General features: G+C 53.6%; 15 protein-coding genes and 1 pseudogene. 8 read left to right on the top strand and 8 right to left on the bottom strand.

Annotated features, from left to right (window positions below; genetic code table 11):
• The first annotated feature begins 275 nt into the window (after positions 1-275).
• The 3 genes from nrdA (at position 276) to yfaE (ending at position 4,058) form a co-directional block, all read left to right on the top strand.
• Positions 276-2,561, top strand: a complete 2,286-nt coding sequence (nrdA, locus tag HVZ52_RS07380) for a class 1a ribonucleoside-diphosphate reductase subunit alpha (protein ID WP_016153798.1) — start codon at positions 276-278, stop codon at positions 2,559-2,561.
• 112 nt (positions 2,562-2,673) lie between these two features.
• Complete coding sequence (gene nrdB, locus HVZ52_RS07375) at positions 2,674-3,804, top strand: class Ia ribonucleoside-diphosphate reductase subunit beta (RefSeq protein ID WP_016153799.1); 1,131 nt, start codon at positions 2,674-2,676, stop codon at positions 3,802-3,804.
• Complete coding sequence (gene yfaE, locus HVZ52_RS07370) at positions 3,804-4,058, top strand: ferredoxin-like diferric-tyrosyl radical cofactor maintenance protein YfaE (RefSeq protein WP_016153800.1); 255 nt, start codon at positions 3,804-3,806, stop codon at positions 4,056-4,058. Before nrdB ends, yfaE begins: the two co-directional genes overlap by 1 nt.
• Positions 4,059-4,230: 172 nt before the next feature.
• Here the strand turns inward: yfaE and glpQ are convergent, their stop codons facing one another.
• Positions 4,231-5,298, bottom strand: a complete 1,068-nt coding sequence (gene glpQ, locus HVZ52_RS07365; protein WP_181599062.1) for a glycerophosphodiester phosphodiesterase — start codon at positions 5,296-5,298, stop codon at positions 4,231-4,233.
• Positions 5,299-5,301: 3 nt separating this feature from the next.
• Positions 5,302-6,660 carry a glycerol-3-phosphate transporter gene (glpT, locus tag HVZ52_RS07360; protein WP_016153802.1) on the bottom strand — a complete coding sequence of 453 codons (1,359 nt, stop codon included), beginning with the start codon at positions 6,658-6,660 and terminating at the stop codon, positions 5,302-5,304.
• A gap of 270 nt (positions 6,661-6,930) precedes the next feature.
• Here glpT and glpA point away from each other — a divergent pair, with 270 nt between their 5' ends.
• The 3 genes from glpA to glpC are packed head-to-tail and all read left to right on the top strand — an operon-like array spanning position 6,931 to position 10,995.
• Entirely contained in the window at positions 6,931-8,559 is a 1,629-nt protein-coding gene (gene glpA, locus HVZ52_RS07355; RefSeq protein ID WP_016157025.1) for an anaerobic glycerol-3-phosphate dehydrogenase subunit A, read from the top strand.
• On the top strand, positions 8,549-9,808 hold the full coding sequence (gene glpB / locus HVZ52_RS07350; RefSeq protein ID WP_181599061.1) for a glycerol-3-phosphate dehydrogenase subunit GlpB: 1,260 nt from the start codon (positions 8,549-8,551) through the stop codon (positions 9,806-9,808). The genes glpA and glpB overlap by 11 nt, the downstream gene beginning before the upstream one ends.
• Complete coding sequence (glpC, locus tag HVZ52_RS07345) at positions 9,805-10,995, top strand: anaerobic glycerol-3-phosphate dehydrogenase subunit GlpC (RefSeq protein ID WP_181599060.1); 1,191 nt, start codon at positions 9,805-9,807, stop codon at positions 10,993-10,995. The genes glpB and glpC overlap by 4 nt, the downstream gene beginning before the upstream one ends.
• 39 nt (positions 10,996-11,034) lie before the next feature.
• On the opposite strand, the gene yfaU is transcribed toward glpC, so the two are convergent.
• From yfaU to HVZ52_RS07315, 6 genes and pseudogenes are all read right to left on the bottom strand, one after another.
• Positions 11,035-11,838 (bottom strand): 2-keto-3-deoxy-L-rhamnonate aldolase, encoded by an 804-nt coding sequence (gene yfaU, locus HVZ52_RS07340; protein ID WP_151222479.1) that lies wholly within the window; start codon positions 11,836-11,838, stop codon positions 11,035-11,037.
• Between the two features lie 25 nt (positions 11,839-11,863).
• A pseudogene (locus tag HVZ52_RS07335) lies at positions 11,864-13,151 on the bottom strand (MFS transporter).
• Positions 13,152-13,207: 56 nt separating this feature from the next.
• Positions 13,208-14,413, bottom strand: coding sequence for an L-rhamnonate dehydratase (gene rhmD, locus HVZ52_RS07330; RefSeq protein WP_181599059.1), 1,206 nt, complete (start codon positions 14,411-14,413; stop codon positions 13,208-13,210).
• Positions 14,414-14,426: 13 nt separating this feature from the next.
• Complete coding sequence (locus HVZ52_RS07325; RefSeq protein WP_016153810.1) at positions 14,427-15,209, bottom strand: IclR family transcriptional regulator; 783 nt, start codon at positions 15,207-15,209, stop codon at positions 14,427-14,429.
• Positions 15,210-15,427: 218 nt separating this feature from the next.
• A complete protein-coding gene (locus tag HVZ52_RS07320) occupies positions 15,428-16,630 on the bottom strand; it encodes a nicotinamide mononucleotide deamidase-related protein YfaY (protein ID WP_131405180.1) in 1,203 nt (400 codons plus the stop codon).
• A 79-nt stretch (positions 16,631-16,709) separates the two neighbouring features.
• Complete coding sequence (locus HVZ52_RS07315; RefSeq protein WP_016153812.1) at positions 16,710-17,252, bottom strand: YfaZ family outer membrane protein; 543 nt, start codon at positions 17,250-17,252, stop codon at positions 16,710-16,712.
• Between the two features lie 318 nt (positions 17,253-17,570).
• On the opposite strand from HVZ52_RS07315, the gene nudI reads away from it, so the two are divergent.
• Complete coding sequence (nudI, locus tag HVZ52_RS07310; protein WP_016153813.1) at positions 17,571-17,996, top strand: nucleoside triphosphatase NudI; 426 nt, start codon at positions 17,571-17,573, stop codon at positions 17,994-17,996.
• A 291-nt stretch (positions 17,997-18,287) separates the two neighbouring features.
• Positions 18,288-19,427 (top strand): UDP-4-amino-4-deoxy-L-arabinose aminotransferase, encoded by a 1,140-nt coding sequence (gene arnB, locus HVZ52_RS07305; RefSeq protein WP_181599276.1) that lies wholly within the window; start codon positions 18,288-18,290, stop codon positions 19,425-19,427.
• The last annotated feature ends 2 nt before the right edge of the window (positions 19,428-19,429 follow it).

The raw sequence follows: 19,429 nt of genomic DNA, 5'->3' as shown, positions 1-19,429 counted from the left end.
ACTCGATCAAATTTTCTATTTTTTTTCTCAATTATTGACATCCTCGCCAGGCCTTATAAGACGCGCACTTAGCGATTATTACCCTTTTGCAACCTCAATTTAACCTCAAAATCAACTCTTGTACTGAAAAGAATCCCTACTAGAATACTCACCATATAGCGTCTACTTTATCAAACAACCCCTACATATAGTATTTATCCACAGACTTAGTCACAACATGACTTTGTGGATAATATGGGGGATATTTTTTCTTTCACGGACAGGTAAAAAACCACATGAATCAGAGTCTGCTGGTGACAAAGCGTGATGGTAGTACAGAGCGCATCAATCTCGACAAAATCCACCGAGTTCTGGATTGGGCGGCAGAAGGACTGAATAACGTATCGATTTCTCAGGTCGAGTTGCGCTCCCACATTCAGTTTTATGACGGTATCAAGACATCCGATATCCATGAAACAATCATCAAAGCTGCCGCCGACCTGATCTCGCGCGAGGCACCGGATTATCAGTACCTGGCTGCTCGCCTGGCAATTTTCCATCTGCGCAAAAAAGCCTACGGCGAGTTTGAACCGCCGAAACTGTTCGACCATGTCGTGAAAATGGTTGAAATGGGCAAATACGACAATCATCTGCTGGAAGACTACACGGAAGAAGAGTTCAAGCAGATGGACTCGTTCATCGTACACGACCGCGATATGACCTTCTCCTACGCTGCGGTGAAGCAGTTAGAAGGTAAATACCTGGTACAAAACCGTGTTACCGGTGAGATTTATGAAAGCGCGCAGTTCCTCTACATTCTGGTAGCGGCGTGCCTGTTCTCTAACTATCCGCGTGAAACGCGTCTGCAATACGTAAAACGTTTCTACGACGCCGTTTCTACGTTTAAAATTTCGCTGCCGACGCCGATTATGTCCGGCGTGCGCACCCCTACCCGTCAGTTCAGCTCCTGTGTACTGATCGAGTGCGGCGACAGCCTGGACTCCATCAACGCCACCTCCAGCGCGATTGTGAAATACGTTTCCCAGCGCGCCGGCATCGGTATCAACGCCGGTCGCATCCGTGCGCTGGGTAGCCCGATCCGCGGCGGTGAAGCGTTCCACACCGGTTGTATTCCGTTCTACAAGCACTTCCAGACCGCGGTAAAATCCTGCTCCCAGGGCGGCGTACGCGGCGGTGCTGCAACGCTGTTCTACCCGATGTGGCACCTGGAAGTTGAAAGCCTGCTGGTCCTGAAAAACAACCGTGGCGTCGAAGGCAACCGCGTGCGTCACATGGACTACGGCGTACAGATCAACAAACTGATGTACACCCGTCTGCTGAAGGGCGGCGACATCACGCTGTTCAGCCCGTCCGACGTTCCAGGCCTGTATGATGCGTTCTTCGCTGACCAGGACGAATTCGAACGTCTGTACACCAAATATGAAAACGACGACAGTATCCGCAAGCAACGCGTGAAAGCCGTTGAGCTGTTCTCACTGATGATGCAGGAACGTGCCTCTACCGGGCGTATCTATATTCAGAACGTTGACCACTGCAACACCCATAGCCCGTTTGATCCAATTGTCGCTCCGGTGCGCCAGTCTAACCTGTGCCTGGAAATCGCCCTGCCGACCAAACCGCTGACCGACGTTAACGACGAAAACGGCGAAATTGCGCTGTGTACGCTGTCCGCATTTAACCTCGGTGCTATCAACAGCCTGGACGAGCTGGAAGAGCTGGCCGAATTGGCGGTGCGCGCGCTGGATGCGCTGCTCGATTATCAGGATTATCCGATTCCTGCCGCCAAACGCGGCGCGATGGGTCGCCGTACGCTGGGTATTGGCGTGATCAACTACGCCTACTGGCTGGCGAAAAACGGTAAGCGTTATTCTGACGGCAGCGCGAACAACCTGACTCACAAAACCTTTGAAGCCATTCAGTATTACCTGATGAAAGCCTCTAACGAGCTGGCGAAAGAGCAAGGCGCGTGCCCGTGGTTTAACGAAACGACCTACTCCAAAGGTATTCTGCCGATCGATACCTATAAAAAAGATCTCGATGCTATTGTCAACGAGCCGCTGCATCTGGACTGGGAACAACTGCGCGAATCCATCAAAACGCACGGTCTGCGTAACTCCACGCTGTCAGCCCTGATGCCATCGGAGACCTCTTCGCAGATCTCTAACGCCACCAACGGTATTGAACCACCGCGCGGCTATGTGAGCATCAAAGCGTCGAAAGACGGTATTCTGCGCCAGGTCGTGCCGGACTACGAACACCTGCACGACGCGTACGAACTGCTGTGGGAAATGCCGAACAACGATGGCTATCTGCAACTGGTAGGTATCATGCAGAAATTTATCGATCAGTCGATTTCCGCCAACACCAACTATGATCCGTCGCGCTTCCCATCCGGAAAAGTACCGATGCAGCAGTTACTGAAAGACCTGCTCACCGCCTACAAATTTGGTGTCAAAACGCTGTATTATCAAAACACCCGTGACGGTGCGGAAGATTCTCAGGACGATCTGGTGCCGTCCATTCAGGACGACGGCTGCGAAAGCGGCGCATGTAAGATCTGATGAACGATGCCGGGTGGCACCAGGCTCACCCGGCCTACAGTAGCTTGGTTTGTAGGCCGGAAAGGGTGCTTGTAACGCCATCCGGCACTCATCCCACAAAGGATTCACATCAATGGCATACACCACTTTTTCACAGACGAAAAATAACCAACTTCTGGAACCGATGTTCTTCGGCCAGCCGGTGAACGTCGCCCGCTACGATCAGCAAAAATATGACATCTTCGAAAAACTGATCGAAAAGCAGCTCTCTTTCTTCTGGCGTCCGGAAGAAGTTGATGTTTCTCGCGATCGCATCGACTTCCAGGCGCTGCCGGAACATGAAAAGCATATCTTCATCAGCAACCTGAAATATCAGACGCTGCTGGACTCCATTCAGGGACGTAGCCCGAACGTAGCGCTACTGCCGTTAATCTCGATCCCTGAGCTGGAAACCTGGGTGGAAACATGGGCGTTTTCAGAAACGATCCACTCCCGTTCCTACACCCACATCATTCGTAACATCGTGAACGATCCGGCGGTGGTGTTTGATGACATCGTCACCAACGAGCAGATCCAGAAACGCGCGGAAGGCATTTCCAGCTATTACGACGAATTGATTGAGATGACCAGCTACTGGCATTTGCTGGGCGAAGGCACGCATACCGTTAACGGTAAAACGGTTGTCGTAAGCCTGCGTGAACTGAAGAAGAAGCTGTATCTGTGCCTGATGAGCGTGAACGCGCTGGAAGCGATCCGCTTCTACGTCAGCTTCGCCTGCTCCTTCGCCTTCGCCGAACGTGAACTGATGGAAGGCAACGCGAAAATTATTCGCCTGATCGCCCGCGATGAAGCCCTGCATTTGACCGGGACCCAGCATATGCTGAACCTGCTGCGCAGCGGCGTGGACGATCCGGAAATGGCGGAAATCGCCGAAGAGTGTAAACAAGAATGCTACGACCTGTTCGTACAGGCCGCGCTGCAGGAAAAAGAGTGGGCGGATTATCTGTTCCGTGACGGCTCAATGATTGGCCTGAATAAAGACATTCTGTGCCAGTACGTTGAGTACATCACCAACATCCGTATGCAGGCTGTCGGACTCGACTTGCCGTTCCAGACCCGCTCTAACCCAATCCCATGGATCAACACCTGGCTGGTGTCTGATAACGTGCAAGTTGCGCCGCAGGAAGTGGAAGTCAGCTCTTACCTGGTCGGCCAGATCGATTCGGAAGTCGATACCGACGACCTGAGTAACTTCCAGCTCTGATGGGCCGCGTTACTCTGCGCATCTCTGGCACACAACTGCTGTGCCAGGATGAACACCCTTCCCTGCTTGCCGCGCTCGAATCGCACAATGTTGAAGTTGAATACCAGTGCCGCGCAGGTTATTGCGGCTCCTGCCGTACCCGTCTGGTAGCGGGACAGGTCGACTGGATTGCCGAACCTCTGGCCTTCATTCAGCCAGGTGAAATTTTGCCCTGCTGCTGTCGGGCAAAAGGCGATATTGAAATAGAGCTGTAACGCGTGGCGGGATAAAAATTACGACTAAAAAAGAGCCGCCGATGGACGGCAGCTCTTTATTTCTCCTGGAGGCAGGTATGGCCACGTTGACGGCAGACGGCCTTATCTAGCCGTTAATAACGTTTGATCCAACCAGGCCTGTGACCGGAGGTGCATCACAGACCTTGTGCCATTACTCTTTATTCAGGAATGTCACTGCTTTGTCGGGGAAGTCGGTGAACAGCCCGTCAACGCCCGCCTTGTTATACAGAATGTCATACAGCTGGTTTACGTCAGTGGTGTAATCCGGCAGTTGATCGGCACGAACGGTATAAGGATGCACCACCATCTTATTCTGATGCGCGTCCTGTACCATACCCGTTAACGAGATATTGCCTTTCTTCGACTTCTCATCAATCAGCATGTGGTAGTCCGGCCCAATGCCGTCCGCATACTGCGCAACTTGCTTCATGGCACCCGGTTTAAACATCCAGTCGTAGTTGTAATTAACCCAACTACCGTCCGGCTTTTTCTCCTGAGTTTCATTCCAGTCAGTGTACGCAATCAACTGTACCAGATTGAGATCCATCCCCATCTTCGGTTCCAGTTCATTCTTAATGCGCTTTAACTCTGCGACATCAAAACACTGTAGATAAACCTTGTCGTTCTTGTCGGTGTACCCGTACTTTTTCAGCACTTCCAGCGTCTTAGCCGCAATGTCCTTCCCTTCCTGATGATGGAACCACGGCGCTTTCATTTCCGGGTAAATGCCAATGTTTTTACCGGTTGAATAATTTAATCCCTGAACGAACTCAATCTCTTCTTCGAAAGTGTGCACACGGAAATCAGATTTACCCATCGGGAAACGCCCCGGGTAGGTCTGGACCTTTTTGCCATTTTCGATATCAAAGCCTTCGGTAAATTTCAGCGATTTAATCTCATCCAGCGTAAAGTCGATAGCGTAGTAGCGCCCATCTTTACGTGCACGATCCGGGAAACGCTCGGCAACATCGGTGACGCGGTCAAGGTAGTGGTCATGCAGGACAACCAGATGGTCGTCCTTGGTCATCACCAAATCCTGTTCCAGGTAATCAGCCCCCTGAGCATAAGCCATCGCTTTTGCTGGCAGCGTATGCTCCGGTAGATAACCGCTGGCGCCACGGTGCGCAATCACGATTTTTTCTGCGGCAACCGCCGCGCTGCTCACCACAATACCTGTCAGCATTAGCGCCACGCTGAGACTTTTCAATGTGGTTTTCATCTATTAGCCCCCGTTACGCTTCAGTGCGATCTCTTCGTGATGGCGTTTTTCGCCAATCATGACGACCACCAGCAGAATAACCGCCAGCACGCTACCGCCAATCATCACCATAAAGCCGCCGTCCCAACCGAAGAAGTCAACGGTATAGCCAACAATGGCGCTCGCCGCTACGGAACCGCCGAGATAACCGAACAGACCGGTAAAGCCAGCCGCCGTACCCGCCGCTTTTTTCGGTGCCAGTTCCAGCGCATGCAGACCAATCAACATTACCGGACCGTAGATCAGGAAGCCGATGATGATCATACAAGCCATATCCACGTTCGGGTTGCCTGCCGGGTTCATCCAGTAGACGATAGTCGCGATAGTCACCAGCGTCATAAAGAACACGCCGGTCGCACCACGGTTGCCACGGAAGACTTTATCCGACATCCAGCCGCACAGCAGCGTGCCCGGAATACCCGCATACTCATACAGGAAGTAGGCCCAGGATGATTTATCCAGCGCGAAATGTTTCACTTCTTTCAGATAGGTCGGGGACCAGTCCAGGATGCCGTAGCGCAGCAGATAAACAAACACGTTGGCGATAGCGATGTACCACAACAGTTTGTTCGGCAGTACGTATTGCATGAAGATCTGCTTCGCAGTCAGCTCTTCTTCCGCTTTCTCGTTGTAATCGTCCGGGTAGTCGTTCTTGTACTCTTCGATAGGCGGCAGGCCACAAGACTGCGGCGTATCACGCATCAGAGCAAAAGCAAACAGCGCGACGACGATCGCACCGAAAGCAGGCATGTACAGCGCCGCTTTCCAGTCATTGAACCAGGCCATACCCAGCAGGAACAACAGAGGAGGCAGACCACCGCCCACGTTGTGCGCACAGTTCCAGACGGAGACAATGCCCCCACGCTCTTTCTGCGACCACCAGTGCACCATGGTACGACCACACGGCGGCCAACCCATTCCCTGGAACCATCCGCAGAGGAACAGCAGCACAAACATAACCGCAATGCTCGAAGTCGCCCACGGCACAAAGCCCATGAACAACATGACAGCGGCGGCCAGAATCAGACCCGCTGGCAGGAAAACGCGCGGATTCGAGCGATCCGAAACGGACCCCATGATGAATTTCGAAAATCCGTAAGCAATGGAGATACCGGATAACGCAAAACCCAGATCGCCACGCGAGAAACCTTGCTCAACCAGATACGGCATCGCAAGGGCAAAGTTCTTACGTACCAGATAGTACGCGGCATAGCCAAAGAATATCCCCAGAAAGATCTGCCAACGTAATCGACGATATGTCGGGTCGATCTCCGCTGCAGGCAAACGCGCCGTGTGTGACGCTGGTTTAAAAATGCTCAACATAGTGTAGCCTCCGTGGCCGTCTTTCATTCGAAGTAAACACTGCAGTTCGTCATTACTACCCTACCGCTCCCAGTGTGGCCGCGATGTTAAGGAAAGATACATAACAAAAATGTGAAACGCTGCACATATTGTTACAGATTTATGACAAATGTTCATAAAGGCGCACGAAATCACGTTTCATTTTCGAATAATGAGCGATTATGCGCGAAATCAAACAATCCATGTTTTTTATGTGGCTAAATGATAAAAAACGAACTGTGAGGAAAAACAATGAAAATTCGCGACTCGCAAACAAGTGACGTGATTATCATTGGTGGAGGAGCAACAGGTGCAGGGATCGCACGCGATTGTGCGCTGCGCGGGTTGCGCGTCATCTTAGTGGAACGCCACGATATCGCCACAGGGGCGACCGGACGTAACCACGGTCTGCTGCACAGCGGTGCACGCTACGCCGTCACCGACGCTGAATCTGCCCGGGAGTGCATCAGCGAAAACCAAATTCTCAAACGTATCGCCCGTCATTGCGTTGAGCCGACGGACGGTCTGTTTATTACCCTGCCGGAAGATGAACTCTCCTTCCAGGCAACCTTTATTCGCGCCTGTGAAGAGGCCGGTATTCGCGCAGAAGCCATTGACCCTAAGCAGGCGCGCATTATCGAACCTTCCGTCAACCCACAGCTGATTGGCGCGGTAAAAGTGCCGGACGGCACGGTTGATCCTTTCCGCTTAACCGCCGCCAACATGCTGGATGCGCGTGAGCATGGCGCAGTAATTTTAACGGCGCATGAAGTGACGGGACTGATTCGTGAAGGGGCAACGGTTTGCGGCGTGAACGTACGCAATCATCTGACGGGTGAGATGCAGTCTCTGCATGCACCGGTAGTCGTCAACGCCGCCGGGATCTGGGGCCAGCGCATTGCGGAATATGCCGACCTGAGCATCCGTATGTTCCCGGCCAAAGGTTCGCTGCTGATTATGGATCACCGCATTAACCAGCATGTCATCAACCGCTGTCGTAAGCCATCTGACGCCGATATCCTGGTGCCCGGTGATACCATTTCGCTGATTGGCACCACCTCACAGCACATCGATTACGATGATATCGACAGCAACCGCGTCACCGCAGAAGAGGTCGATATACTGCTGCGTGAAGGCGAAAAACTGGCGCCGATTATGGCGAAAACGCGCATTTTACGCGCCTACTCCGGCGTGCGTCCTCTGGTAGCCAGCGACGACGATCCAAGTGGCCGTAACGTCAGTCGTGGGATTGTACTGTTCGATCACGCCCAGCGTGACGGACTGGACGGGTTTATCACCATTACTGGCGGCAAATTGATGACCTACCGCCTGATGGCAGAGTGGGCCACCGATGCCGTTTGCCGTAAGCTGGGCAATACCCAACCTTGCACAACGGCAGACACGGCGCTGCCTGGCTCACAAGAATCGACCGAGCATACGCTCAAACGCGTGATCTCATTGCCCGCGCCACTGCGCGGCTCAGCGGTCTACCGTCACGGCGATCGCACCCCTGCGTGGCTTAGCGAAGGTCGTCAGCACCGCAGCCTGGTCTGTGAATGCGAAGCGGTAACTGCAGGTGAAGTGCAGTACGCCGTCGAGAATTTGACCGTCAACAGCCTGCTGGATTTGCGTCGCCGTACCCGTGTTGGAATGGGGACCTGCCAGGGCGAATTGTGTGCCTGCCGCGCCGCAGGTTTGCTGCAACGTTTTAATGTCACCACCGCCGCGCAATCTATCACCCAACTTTCCGATTTTCTCAATGAACGCTGGAAAGGCGTGCAGCCTATCGCCTGGGGAGATGCGCTGCGCGAAAGCGAATTCACACGCTGGGTTTATCAGGGATTGTGCGGTCTGGAAAAGGAGCACCAGGATGAAATTTGATACCGTCATTATCGGCGGCGGCCTGGCCGGACTACTGTGCGGCCTGCAACTGCAAAAAAGCGGTTTACGCTGCACGATTGTCACTCGCGGCCAAAGCGCCCTGCATTTCTCCTCCGGCTCACTGGATTTGCTCAGCAACTTACCCGATGGCCAACCGGTGACGGATATAGAAGCAGGCCTGAATGCGCTGCGCACTCAGGCACCCGCGCACCCGTACAGCACCATCGGAACGCACAACGTCCTGGAGCTGGCCCAGCAGGCGCAAAATCTCCTGGAAGAATGCGGAACGCATTTGCAAGGCAAGGTACATCAGTCACATCAACGCATCACCCCGCTGGGAACGCTACGCTCAACCTGGTTAAGTTCCCCGGAAGTTCCGATCTGGCCGCTGTCCGCGCAGCGTATCTGCGTTGTAGGTATTAGCGGTTTACTGGATTTTCAGGCACATCTCGCCGCGGCGTCACTGCGTCAACGCAATCTCAGCGTCGAGACGGCAGAAATCGATCTGCCTGAGCTGGATGTCCTGCGTGATAACCCGACCGAGTTTCGCGCCGTCAATATTGCGCGCCTGCTGGATAACGAAGATAAATGGTCGCTGCTCTATGACGCTTTACTGCCAGTAGCAAAAACCTGCGACATGATAATTATGCCGGCCTGCTTCGGTCTGGCGGATGAACAACTCTGGCAATGGCTTAACGAGCGTCTCCCCTGCTCGCTGACGCTGTTACCGACCCTACCGCCTTCGGTACTGGGTATGCGTTTGCATAACAAATTGCAGCGCCAGTTTGTGCGCCAGGGCGGCGTCTGGATGCCGGGTGATGAAGTGAAGAAAATCACCTGTCAGGATGGCGTAGTCAGCGAAATCTGGACCCGTAATCATGCCGATATTCCTTTGCGGCCACGTTTCGCCGTGCTCGCCAGCGGCAGCTTCTTCAGCAGCGGGCTGGTCGCCACGCGTGAGGCCATCTACGAACCTATCCTGGGGCTGGATGTACAGCAAACCGCCACCCGCGCCGAGTGGTATGAGCGTGACGTCTTCGACCCACAACCGTGGCAGCAGTTTGGCGTTACGACCGATGCCGGGCTGCGCCCGTCGCTGGCGGGACAAACGATAGAGAACATGTATGCCATCGGTTCCGTTCTCGGCGGATTCGACCCTATCGCCCAGGGTTGCGGAGGCGGCGTGTGCGCTGTTAGCGCCTTACACGCCGCACATCATATTGCGAAACGTGCAGGAGGCCAGCAATGAGCGACACACGTTTTGAAAGTTGTATCAAATGCACGGTGTGCACCACGGCCTGCCCGGTAAGTCGCGTCAATCCGAACTACCCCGGTCCTAAACAGGCCGGACCGGACGGTGAGCGTCTGCGCCTGAAAGATGGCGCGTTATATGACGATGCGCTGAAATACTGCATCAACTGTAAGCGTTGCGAAGTAGCCTGTCCGTCAGATGTGAAGATTGGCGATATCATCCAACGCGCGCGCGCCAAATACGACACAACGCGTCCGTCGCTGCGTAACTTTATCTTAAGCCATACCGATTTGATGGGTAGCGTGTCCACACCATTCGCCCCGATAGTGAATACCGCCACCTCACTCAAACCGGTGCGTCAGTTGCTGGATTACGCGCTAAAAATCGATCATCGCCGTACGCTGCCGAAGTACTCTTTCGGTACCTTCCGCCGCTGGTATCGCAGCGTTGCCGCTCAGCAAGCGCAATATCAGGATCAGGTTGCCTTTTTCCACGGCTGTTTTGTGAATTACAACCATCCGCAGCTCGGCAAAGACCTGATCAAAGTGTTGAATGCGATGGGAACCGGAGTGCAACTGCTGAGCAAAGAGAAATGCTGCGGCGTACCGCTGATTGCCAACGGTTTTACCGATAAAGCGCGTAAGCAGGCGGTGAGCAACGTGGCCTCCCTCAGAGAAGCAATTGACGGCAAAGGCATTCCGGTGATCGCCACCTCATCAACCTGCACCTTTGCGCTGCGTGATGAATATCCGGAAGTGCTGGACGTCGACAACTCAGGTCTACGCGAACACATTGAACTGGCAACCCGCTGGCTGTGGCGCAAGCTGGATGAAGGCAAAACGCTGCCGCTGAAAACGCTGCCGCTGAAAGTGGTCTACCACACGCCATGCCACATGGAGAAAATGGGCTGGACGCTCTACACGCTGGAACTGCTACGACAAATTCCAGGGCTGGAGCTAACGGTGCTGGACTCGCAATGTTGCGGGATTGCTGGGACATACGGCTTTAAAAAGGAAAACTACCCGACATCGCAGTCCATTGGCGCACCGCTGTTCCGCCAGATTGAAGACAGCGGCGCTGATATCGTCGTCACCGACTGCGAAACCTGTAAATGGCAGATTGAGATGTCGACAAGCAAACGCTGCGAACACCCCATCACCCTTCTTGCCAAAGCGTTAGGTTAATTCTGTTGCCCGGTGGCGTTGGCTACCGGGCTTTAGCACCTAATAACTACTTTTCAGCGGTTGAATTGCCGGTCCTGATTTAAACATTGCCAGCCTGCGATCCAGCGCTTCGGTATAAAGCATGGTATCCACGCCTACCGCGACAAAATTTGCTCCCCATTGCAGACATTTCTGCGCCATTGTTGGGTCAACAGCGAGGAAACCGGCTGCTTTTCCGGCTGCGCGGATACGGCGAATGCTTTGCTCAATGATCCGCTGCACCTCCGGGTGTCCGGCATTATCCGGGTAGCCTAACGACGCAGAAAGATCCGCCGGGCCAATAAAGACACCGTCAATACCGTCAACGTCCAGAATGGCATCCAGATTATCCAGTGCCGCTTTGCTTTCGACCTGTACCAGCAGGCAGAGTGATTCATTAGCCTGGGCCATATAATTGTCGATACGCCCCCAGCGCGCCGCCCGTGCCACGCTGGCGCCGACACCACGCTCGCCGAGCGGTGGATAACGAGTCGCGGAAACCACCTGAAGCGCCTGCTCTGCGCTGTCGACCATCGGGACAAGCAGCGTCTGCGCGCCAATATCCAGCACCTGCTTGATCAACGCTTTACTGCCTTCCACCGGGCGAACCACAGGCTGGCTGGCATAAGGCGCAATCGCCTGCAACTGATGGTAAAGATCCTGCACCGTGTTCGGCGCGTGTTCTCCATCAATCAGCAGCCAGTCATAGCCCGACGTCGCGGCAATCTCCGCCATGTAGGAGGTGGTCGAACTGAGCCACAGGCCGACCTGGACTTCCCCTTTGCGTAATCCTTCTTTGAAGGGATTTGATAACAATGCGTTCATAACGATCCTTACAACGTAGATAAGATTAATGATGCGCAGCGCCTGCTTGTGAAACTGAACGGTTCACACTCAGCGTAAAGATGATTAGCGAGCCAATAATCGCGACGCCCGCGAGGACCAGCAGGCCCGCCGCATCGCTGGCAAACACCGTTTCGGCTTTGACGCGCAGAATGGGAGCAATAAAGCCGCCAACGGCACCAAACAGGTTGACGAAGCCGATCCCCGCCGCCAGAGCAGTCCCGGAAAGAAGTTGCGTTGGCATCGTCCAGAACACTGGCTGTACCGCAATGAAACCGACCGCCGCGACGCAGAGCGCCACAATCGCCAGTACCGGTGAAACCAGCCCGGAAAGGCCAATGCCGATTCCTGCCGCCAGCAGCGTCAGCGCGGCAACATTACGCCGGGCCGGTGCGATCGGAGTAGCGGGGAATAAGCCAGGTACCAAACAGCGCCGCCACCCACGGTATTGCCGCCACGACCGAAGCCGTAAAGCCCACTTTTGTCCCTAACAACGCAGCAACCTGAGTTGGCAGGAAGAAGATCAGGCCATACACCGCCACCTGGATCGTCAGATAGATAATCGCCAGTTGCCAGACACGGCCATTACGCAGCGCATCCGACAGGCGTGAAGTGACCTTTTTCTCTTCTTCACTCGCCAGTTGGCTAATAAGTAACGCCTTTTCCTCCGCGCTCAGGAAACGTGCCTGCTGCGGGGTATCATCCAGCCAGAAGAAGGTGAAAATGCCCGCGCCTACCGCCAGTAAACCTTCGATAACGAACATCCAGAACCACCCTGGATGCCCCATAAAGCCGTGCATCTCCAACAGCGCACCGGAAAGCGGCGATCCCAGGGTTAACGCCAGCGGCGCCCCCATGTAGAACAGCCCCATGATGCTGGCGCGGTTACGCTGGGGGAACCACTGGGACGTCAGGTAGATCATACCGGGGAAGAAGCCCGCCTCTGCCGCCCCCAGCAGAGTACGGATAATCAGAAATTTCGATTCAGTATCCGCCCATGCCATCGCCGCAGAGAGGAATCCCCACAGCAACGTGGTGGTACCAATCCAGGTTCTGGCACCAAATTTACGCATCAACAGGTTGGCAGGAACCCCCAGAAAGGCGTAAACCACAAAGAAAATCCCCGCGCCCAACGCATAAGCTTCGTTGCTCAGACCGGTATCAATCTGATAGGTCTCTTTGGCAAAACCGATGTTCGAGCGGTCAAGAAACGCCAGCACATACAGCGCCAGCATAAAGGGAATCAAACGGGCGCGGTTTTTCTTCACCACACCATCAAGTAACGTGGTACTCATAGCAAGATCCTCAAAGAAATGAGGGCGTTGCCGTGGCATTGGCAACGCACTGGTCATTAGTGGCTATAAGGGCGCTTCAGATTGCAGTCGCGGTTAAGCTCGACGCCAAATCCTGGTTTGTCGAGCACCGACTTATGAATGCGGCCATTGACGGGTACCGGTTCGTCCAGAAGGATCGGATCAAACTGTGGACGCATCGTTGAACAATCCGGGCTGGTCATCAAAAACTCGCTGAACGGGGTATTGGGGAACGTGATTACCGCGTGGTGCGAGTAAACCGAGGAACCATGTGGCACCACCAGCTGTCCGCGCGATTTAGCAATAGCGGCAATTTCCACCAGCGTAGTTAACCCACCGCACCAGCCCACATCCGGCTGCATGATATCGATGCCGGTTTCTGAGAGTGTGCGGAAGGACTGCAGCGTCCCGTGGTGTTCACCGCTGGTGACCATCATCCCCGCCGGGGCGTTACGTTTCAGCTCGCGATAGCCTTCATACTGCTGCGGCGGCAGACACTCTTCGATCCACTTCAGATTAGACGGTGCGCAGGCATGGGCCAGTTTGGTGGCATAGTTCACGTCCTGACTCATCCAGCAATCGAGCATCAACCAGAAATCCGGACCGCATTTCTCACGCATGTCGGCTACCATTGCCGCATCTTTGCGGATCCCAGCATCCCCGTCATGCGGCCCCCAGTGGGTCGGCATTTTGCCGCCAATAAAGCCCATTTCTTTCGCCAGATCAGGGCGCGCACCGGTCGCGTAGAATTGAATTTCGTCGCGTACCGCGCCACCCAATAGTTTGTAGACCGGTAAACCCACCACCTTGCCAAACAGATCCCACAGCGCCAGATCCACGCACGAGATGGTGTTCATCACCAGACCGCCGGAGCCGGAGTAGTACATCGTTGCGCCCAGCATCTGGTCGTGAATGAGTTTGATATCACTGACGCATTTCCCTTCAATAAAACGATTGAGATGCTTTTCCACAATAAAGCACCCCATTTCCCCTGCGGTGGAAACAGCAAAACCGGTCTGTCCGTTTTCAGCTTCCACTTCAACAATCAGTGTTCCTAATACGTTGATGCCAAAGGACTGGCGCGATTGCTCATATTCACGATATTTGCTCATTGGCGTGGCGATATGATCGTCAATCCAGTGGTTAGCGCCCTGATCGTGATAGTCGCCGCCGCCAGCGCCTTTATCCGCCGTAGCACCACCGGTAAACCAGGCACGAACGTGTTTAATTTTGGGTAGGGTCATGGTGTTCTCCTTTTTATGAAGCGAGTGAGTCGAAGGGACTTTTCCATCCCAACAGGCGTGAAATATCCCTGGCGCAGGCAATCGCTTTACCGGCCAGATAATCACGGTTCTCTTCGTTAATTTGCAGACGAGTGCCGACCACTGAAATCGCGGCGGTCAGTTCATTGTTAGCGTTAAAAACAGGCGCTGCGACGCAGCGAACATCGGGATAATCTTCGCCATTATCAAAGCTCCATCCACGCTGTCGAATACGCTCCAGCTCGTCATTCAACTGCTGTGGCCTGGTGATAGTGGTCGGCGTTGCCTGTTCCCATATCAGCTGTTCAATAATGGCTTTTCGTGCGGCTGCCGGTTGCCAGGCCAGCAGGCATTTGCCGATACCCGAGCGATAGAGCGAAAGACTTTTCCCTTCGTGGGAGCGCACGCTGATGGTGGATGACGATTCCACTTTCAGAATGTAATACGCGCTTTCGTGGTCGATGATCCCGAGATGGCAAAGTAACCCTGTCTCATCCATCAGTTGTGTCAGCCGCGGACGCGCCAGTTCACGTAAATCCATCTTGCTCAGCGCATGCCCGGACAACTCAACCAGCTTGGTCCACAGGCAGTAATTTTCCTGATGATCAATGCTGATAAAGCGCTGACGCTTCAGTTCATTAAGTAACAGGTACGCGGTGCTTTTTGGAATACCCAACGCCTCTATGATGGTGGCGGCGCTACATGGGCCGATACGCGCAATGAGATTGAGTATTTCGATCGCCCTGGTGAGCGCGGGAACTTTGCTTGATTCCAACATACTGGACTCCAGTCTGAGATACTGGAATCAGTGTGGTAGGTTAAGGGGGTTAAAATTGTGAAGCGCATCAAATCCTCTCGTTCTTCCAGCTGGCTGGAGAAAAAACGAGCATAATTGTGAACTAACGCACGGATTTTTTTACAGAGAGTACAACAGGTTGGACTGATAACGGGAAGGCCAGAATGCCTTCCCATAACAAGCGCGTGAGAGAGTGCAAGTCAGGAAGGCAGCGTCAGGGATTCAACCACTTCTATCCAACCGTGTTCGCTGGCAATATCCTGCCCGTTGAGCCAACGGCGCAGCATATTGAGCGCCATCATTGCGCACACTTCCTGACGCACCGACAAACTATAACGATTAGCGTTCAGCCGTACGCGTAAGGCATGCGTTCCATCAGGCGTTGCCAGCGCAAAGTTAATATGTTCGTTTTCGAAAGCCGATACCGCCAGCGCCAGCCCGGCATAATGGTTGCCGCGTCGTTCGGTTATCCAGTGTGCCGTTTGCGCCAGCGTTTCTTCCTGGGGCGGAACCACTTCGCTCGCCAACAGCGGAGCATTCACGCGCGAAAGCTGCAGCGCTACCAGACCGCCGGTGAATTGTTCGCTTAGCGTCAGGCTGTATTGCCGTTCCTGCAACGTGCGGGCGATTTGCGCGGGTAAACCTTCCGTACCTTCGAAAATCATATTCTGCCCGGCAACCCGCTTCACTTCTGGCCACAGCGCCAGCATCGCTTCCCGTTGGGAATCCGGCCCGGTCAGCTTTAGTTCGATAATCGGCATTGACGAGCGGTAGCCCATTGTCACTCCCGGAGGCAATTGCAGCGGATCCAGGCTCTGCGCCAGCTCGCTTTCAGAACGACCAAAGGTGGTTAATCGCAGGCATAGCGGGGGTTGAGACAGCGAAAAACGCTCACGCAAACGCGGCAGGATCTCATGCTCAACCATGACTTTAAATTCTGATGGCACTCCTGGGGTAAAGAACATCAGGCAGCGGTTAAGCTTCAGGGCAAACCCACACGCGGTTCCTACCGGATTATTGATGAATTCCGCACTGGCAGGTAACTCAGCCTGTTTGCGGTTACTCGGTGCCATCACGCGTCCACGATCGCGGAAATAACGCGTCATCTCGGCGAGCCATGCTTCATGCAGCACCAGCCCTTCACCTTTTGCCGTTGCCGCCGCCAGCGCGCTCAAATCATCGCTGGTTGGTCCCAGACCACCGTTAACGATCAGTACATCGGCATGTTCGCTACGCTCACGCAAAACGGCGACCAAATCATCAAGATTGTCGCCTACCGTGTTGCGACGGGTTAGCGGTAACCCCTGATTAAAGAAAAAATCGGCCAGCCAGGCGGCATTCGTGTCGACGATTTGTCCGTGCAACACTTCATCCCCGGTGGATAGCATCTCCACGTTTAACATCGTGTTCTCCTGCTTTTATGATGAAAACACTATAACGCATGGAGGGGGGAAGGCGCGACTGAACGCCGCGCCGGAAAAATCAGAAACTCGCGTTAACCCCAACGTACGGGCCGTCAGCAATCGCGTTATCGCGGTTACCGTCTTTGCCTGCCAGGTTCAGGTAGCGATAACCGGCTTCAATGCTCAGCGGACGCATAATGGTCAGACGCGCACCTGCATTCGCTTCTTCATAGCTGTCGATACCGCTGGAAAGAGAATCGGGAGAGTAATAATACTCACCAAACAGGCGGAGGCTGTCGCCAATCGGCCACTGCAAACCGCCACCGACCGCCGCCGCGTAACCCTCGTCACCATCATTCGGGTTAGTATAAATGCCTTTCCCACCGACCGTTGCCAGCAGCGGACCGAGAGGAATATTCAGACCCAGTCCCAGACCGGCCGCATCGCCGTCGTCATCGTTATGCATCCAGTTACCGCTGACGGCCAAACCGGTGGTCTCAGTACCCATACCGAAACCCAGGTTGGTGTAGTCTTCGCCAGCCTGGCCGCTGATGCTAATCGCGCTCGCCGACGCGGAAACAAACAGCATACCGGCAAAACCCAACATTAAACTTTTTTTCATTTTCTATCCTTTCCAGCAAGAATCAAAACATAGCCCCAAAACCGGTGAATTGTACTGTCAGATCACGAGGAATCAATGCACTAAAAAAGCGATGCAATAACATATTGTAAGCAAATACTACTCACAAGATTTAGATAAGGTTAAATTCTTGTAGCAATTACGCCACTGAGAGCAGCAGAACGCCATTTTCTACAAACATCCTGTTTTCCCTGCCAAAGCGGCGTTATTCGTCGATGAAGCGTTTTTTCTACCGCCAGCAAAAGGTAAGATGCGTGCACGATGGAATTTTCTATACCTCCCCCTACAAGGATTCGACTTATGCGCCAAAGAACAATTGTTTGCCCATTAATTCAAAACGATGGCTGTTATTTACTGTGCAAAATGGCTGACGACCGCGGTGTGTTCCCCGGTCAGTGGGCGCTTTCTGGCGGCGGCGTTGAACCGGGTGAACGTATTGAAGAAGCTTTGCGCCGTGAAGTAAGAGAAGAGCTGGGCGAACAACTGGTGTTATCAGACATTACGCCATGGACCTTCAGTGACGATGTTCGCACCAAAACGTACGCCGATGGTAGTCAGGAAGAGATTTATATGATTTATCTCATCTTCGATTGTGTGGCGGCTAATCGTGAAGTGAAGATTAATGAAGAATTCCAGGCATTCGCCTGGGTTAAAGCGGAAGATCTCGGCTCCTACGATTTAAATATCGCCACGCGTAAAACGTTAACCTTGAAAGGGTTACTGTAAATCATCATTTTAATAACGGCATATAATTAGCATTCTTAATAGCGGCATTGCGCTCATCAGTCTGCAGATAACAGCAATGTCGCCCAAACGACTCAAGAACCTACATGATCTTTTTTTCATTAAGATAAATAAAAAACACGCTATTCCTCTCTCTTTCCCAAACCTTAAACTCTTAAGGATAAATTAACCTTCCGTCATTACCCTTTGAAGCCTGATGAAATAATTAACGACGCCCCTGTTTATCACTAAAAATAAAACGTCGGTGGCGTTAAATGGCTTGAAGGAATAATGATGTCTGACTTTTTGCCTTTCTCTCGCCCGGCAATGGGGGCTGAAGAACTTGCTGCTGTGAAGACGGTTCTGGACTCTGGATGGATAACCACCGGCCCGAAAAATCAACAGCTTGAAGAAGCCTTCTGCCAGCTCACGGGAAATCAACACGCCGTCGCCGTCTGCTCCGCAACGGCAGGAATGCACATCACGCTGATGGCGCTGGACATCGGTGCAGGTGATGAGGTCATTACACCGTCAATGACGTGGGTTTCTACCCTCAACATGATTGTCCTGCTGGGTGCGACGCCAGTCATGATCGACGTCGACCGCGATACGCTCATGGTCACACCGGAGCAAATTGAGGCCGCCATCACCCCGCGAACCAAAGCCATTATTCCGGTACATTACGCAGGCGCCCCCGCCGACCTGGACGCGATTTATGCCATTGGCGAACGCTATGGCATTCCGATTATAGAAGATGCGGCCCACGCCGTAGGGACGTTGTATAAAGGTCGTCATGTCGGCGCGCGCGGCACGGCAATATTCTCGTTTCACGCCATCAAAAATATTACCTGCGCCGAAGGCGGGTTGATCGTTACCGACGACAGCCAGCTTGCCCAACGGCTTCGCAGCCTGAAGTTTCATGGTCTGGGCGTTGATGCCTTTGATCGACAAACCTATGGCCGGGCGCCGCAGGCCGAAGTGCTTGCGCCAGGGTACAAGTACAACCTCACGGATATCAACGCCGCCATTGCGTTGGTACAGCTAAATAAACTGGAACACCTGAACTCACGCCGGGCGCAAATTGCCCGCGAGTATCAACAGGCGCTGGCCGATACGCCATTTCAACCACTGAGTCTGCCCCAGTGGGCGCACGTTCACGCCTGGCACCTGTTCATCATTCGCGTTGACGAAGCCCGCTGCGGTATGAGCAGAGATGCCTTAATGGAGGCGTTAAAGGCCAAAAATATCGGCACCGGTCTGCATTTTCGTGCGGCCCATACGCAAAAATATTACCGCGAACGCTTCACTACCCTTTCGCTCCCCAATACAGAATGGAATAGCGCGCGCATTTGCTCACTACCGTTATTCCCCGACATGACCGCCGATGACACCCAGCGGGTAATTACGGCACTTCGCGAGATTGCAGGACAATAACC

Source organism: Citrobacter sp. RHB36-C18 (genome assembly GCF_013814485.1).
GTDB lineage: Bacteria > Pseudomonadota > Gammaproteobacteria > Enterobacterales > Enterobacteriaceae > Citrobacter > Citrobacter braakii.
The sequence above is the reverse complement of the archived record's forward strand: the minus strand, read 5'-3'. Positions and strand labels throughout refer to the sequence as shown.

Coding starts and splice junctions, on each gene's coding strand:
- nrdA (WP_016153798.1), top strand. CDS start 276: ATGAATCAGAGTCTGCTGGTGACAAAGCGTGATGGTAGTACAGAGCGC.
- nrdB (WP_016153799.1), top strand. CDS start 2,674: ATGGCATACACCACTTTTTCACAGACGAAAAATAACCAACTTCTGGAA.
- yfaE (WP_016153800.1), top strand. CDS start 3,804: ATGGGCCGCGTTACTCTGCGCATCTCTGGCACACAACTGCTGTGCCAG.
- glpQ (WP_181599062.1), bottom strand. CDS start 5,298: ATGAAAACCACATTGAAAAGTCTCAGCGTGGCGCTAATGCTGACAGGT.
- glpT (WP_016153802.1), bottom strand. CDS start 6,660: ATGTTGAGCATTTTTAAACCAGCGTCACACACGGCGCGTTTGCCTGCA.
- glpA (WP_016157025.1), top strand. CDS start 6,931: ATGAAAATTCGCGACTCGCAAACAAGTGACGTGATTATCATTGGTGGA.
- glpB (WP_181599061.1), top strand. CDS start 8,549: ATGAAATTTGATACCGTCATTATCGGCGGCGGCCTGGCCGGACTACTG.
- glpC (WP_181599060.1), top strand. CDS start 9,805: ATGAGCGACACACGTTTTGAAAGTTGTATCAAATGCACGGTGTGCACC.
- yfaU (WP_151222479.1), bottom strand. CDS start 11,838: ATGAACGCATTGTTATCAAATCCCTTCAAAGAAGGATTACGCAAAGGG.
- rhmD (WP_181599059.1), bottom strand. CDS start 14,413: ATGACCCTACCCAAAATTAAACACGTTCGTGCCTGGTTTACCGGTGGT.
- HVZ52_RS07325 (WP_016153810.1), bottom strand. CDS start 15,209: ATGTTGGAATCAAGCAAAGTTCCCGCGCTCACCAGGGCGATCGAAATA.
- HVZ52_RS07320 (WP_131405180.1), bottom strand. CDS start 16,630: ATGTTAAACGTGGAGATGCTATCCACCGGGGATGAAGTGTTGCACGGA.
- HVZ52_RS07315 (WP_016153812.1), bottom strand. CDS start 17,252: ATGAAAAAAAGTTTAATGTTGGGTTTTGCCGGTATGCTGTTTGTTTCC.
- nudI (WP_016153813.1), top strand. CDS start 17,571: ATGCGCCAAAGAACAATTGTTTGCCCATTAATTCAAAACGATGGCTGT.
- arnB (WP_181599276.1), top strand. CDS start 18,288: ATGTCTGACTTTTTGCCTTTCTCTCGCCCGGCAATGGGGGCTGAAGAA.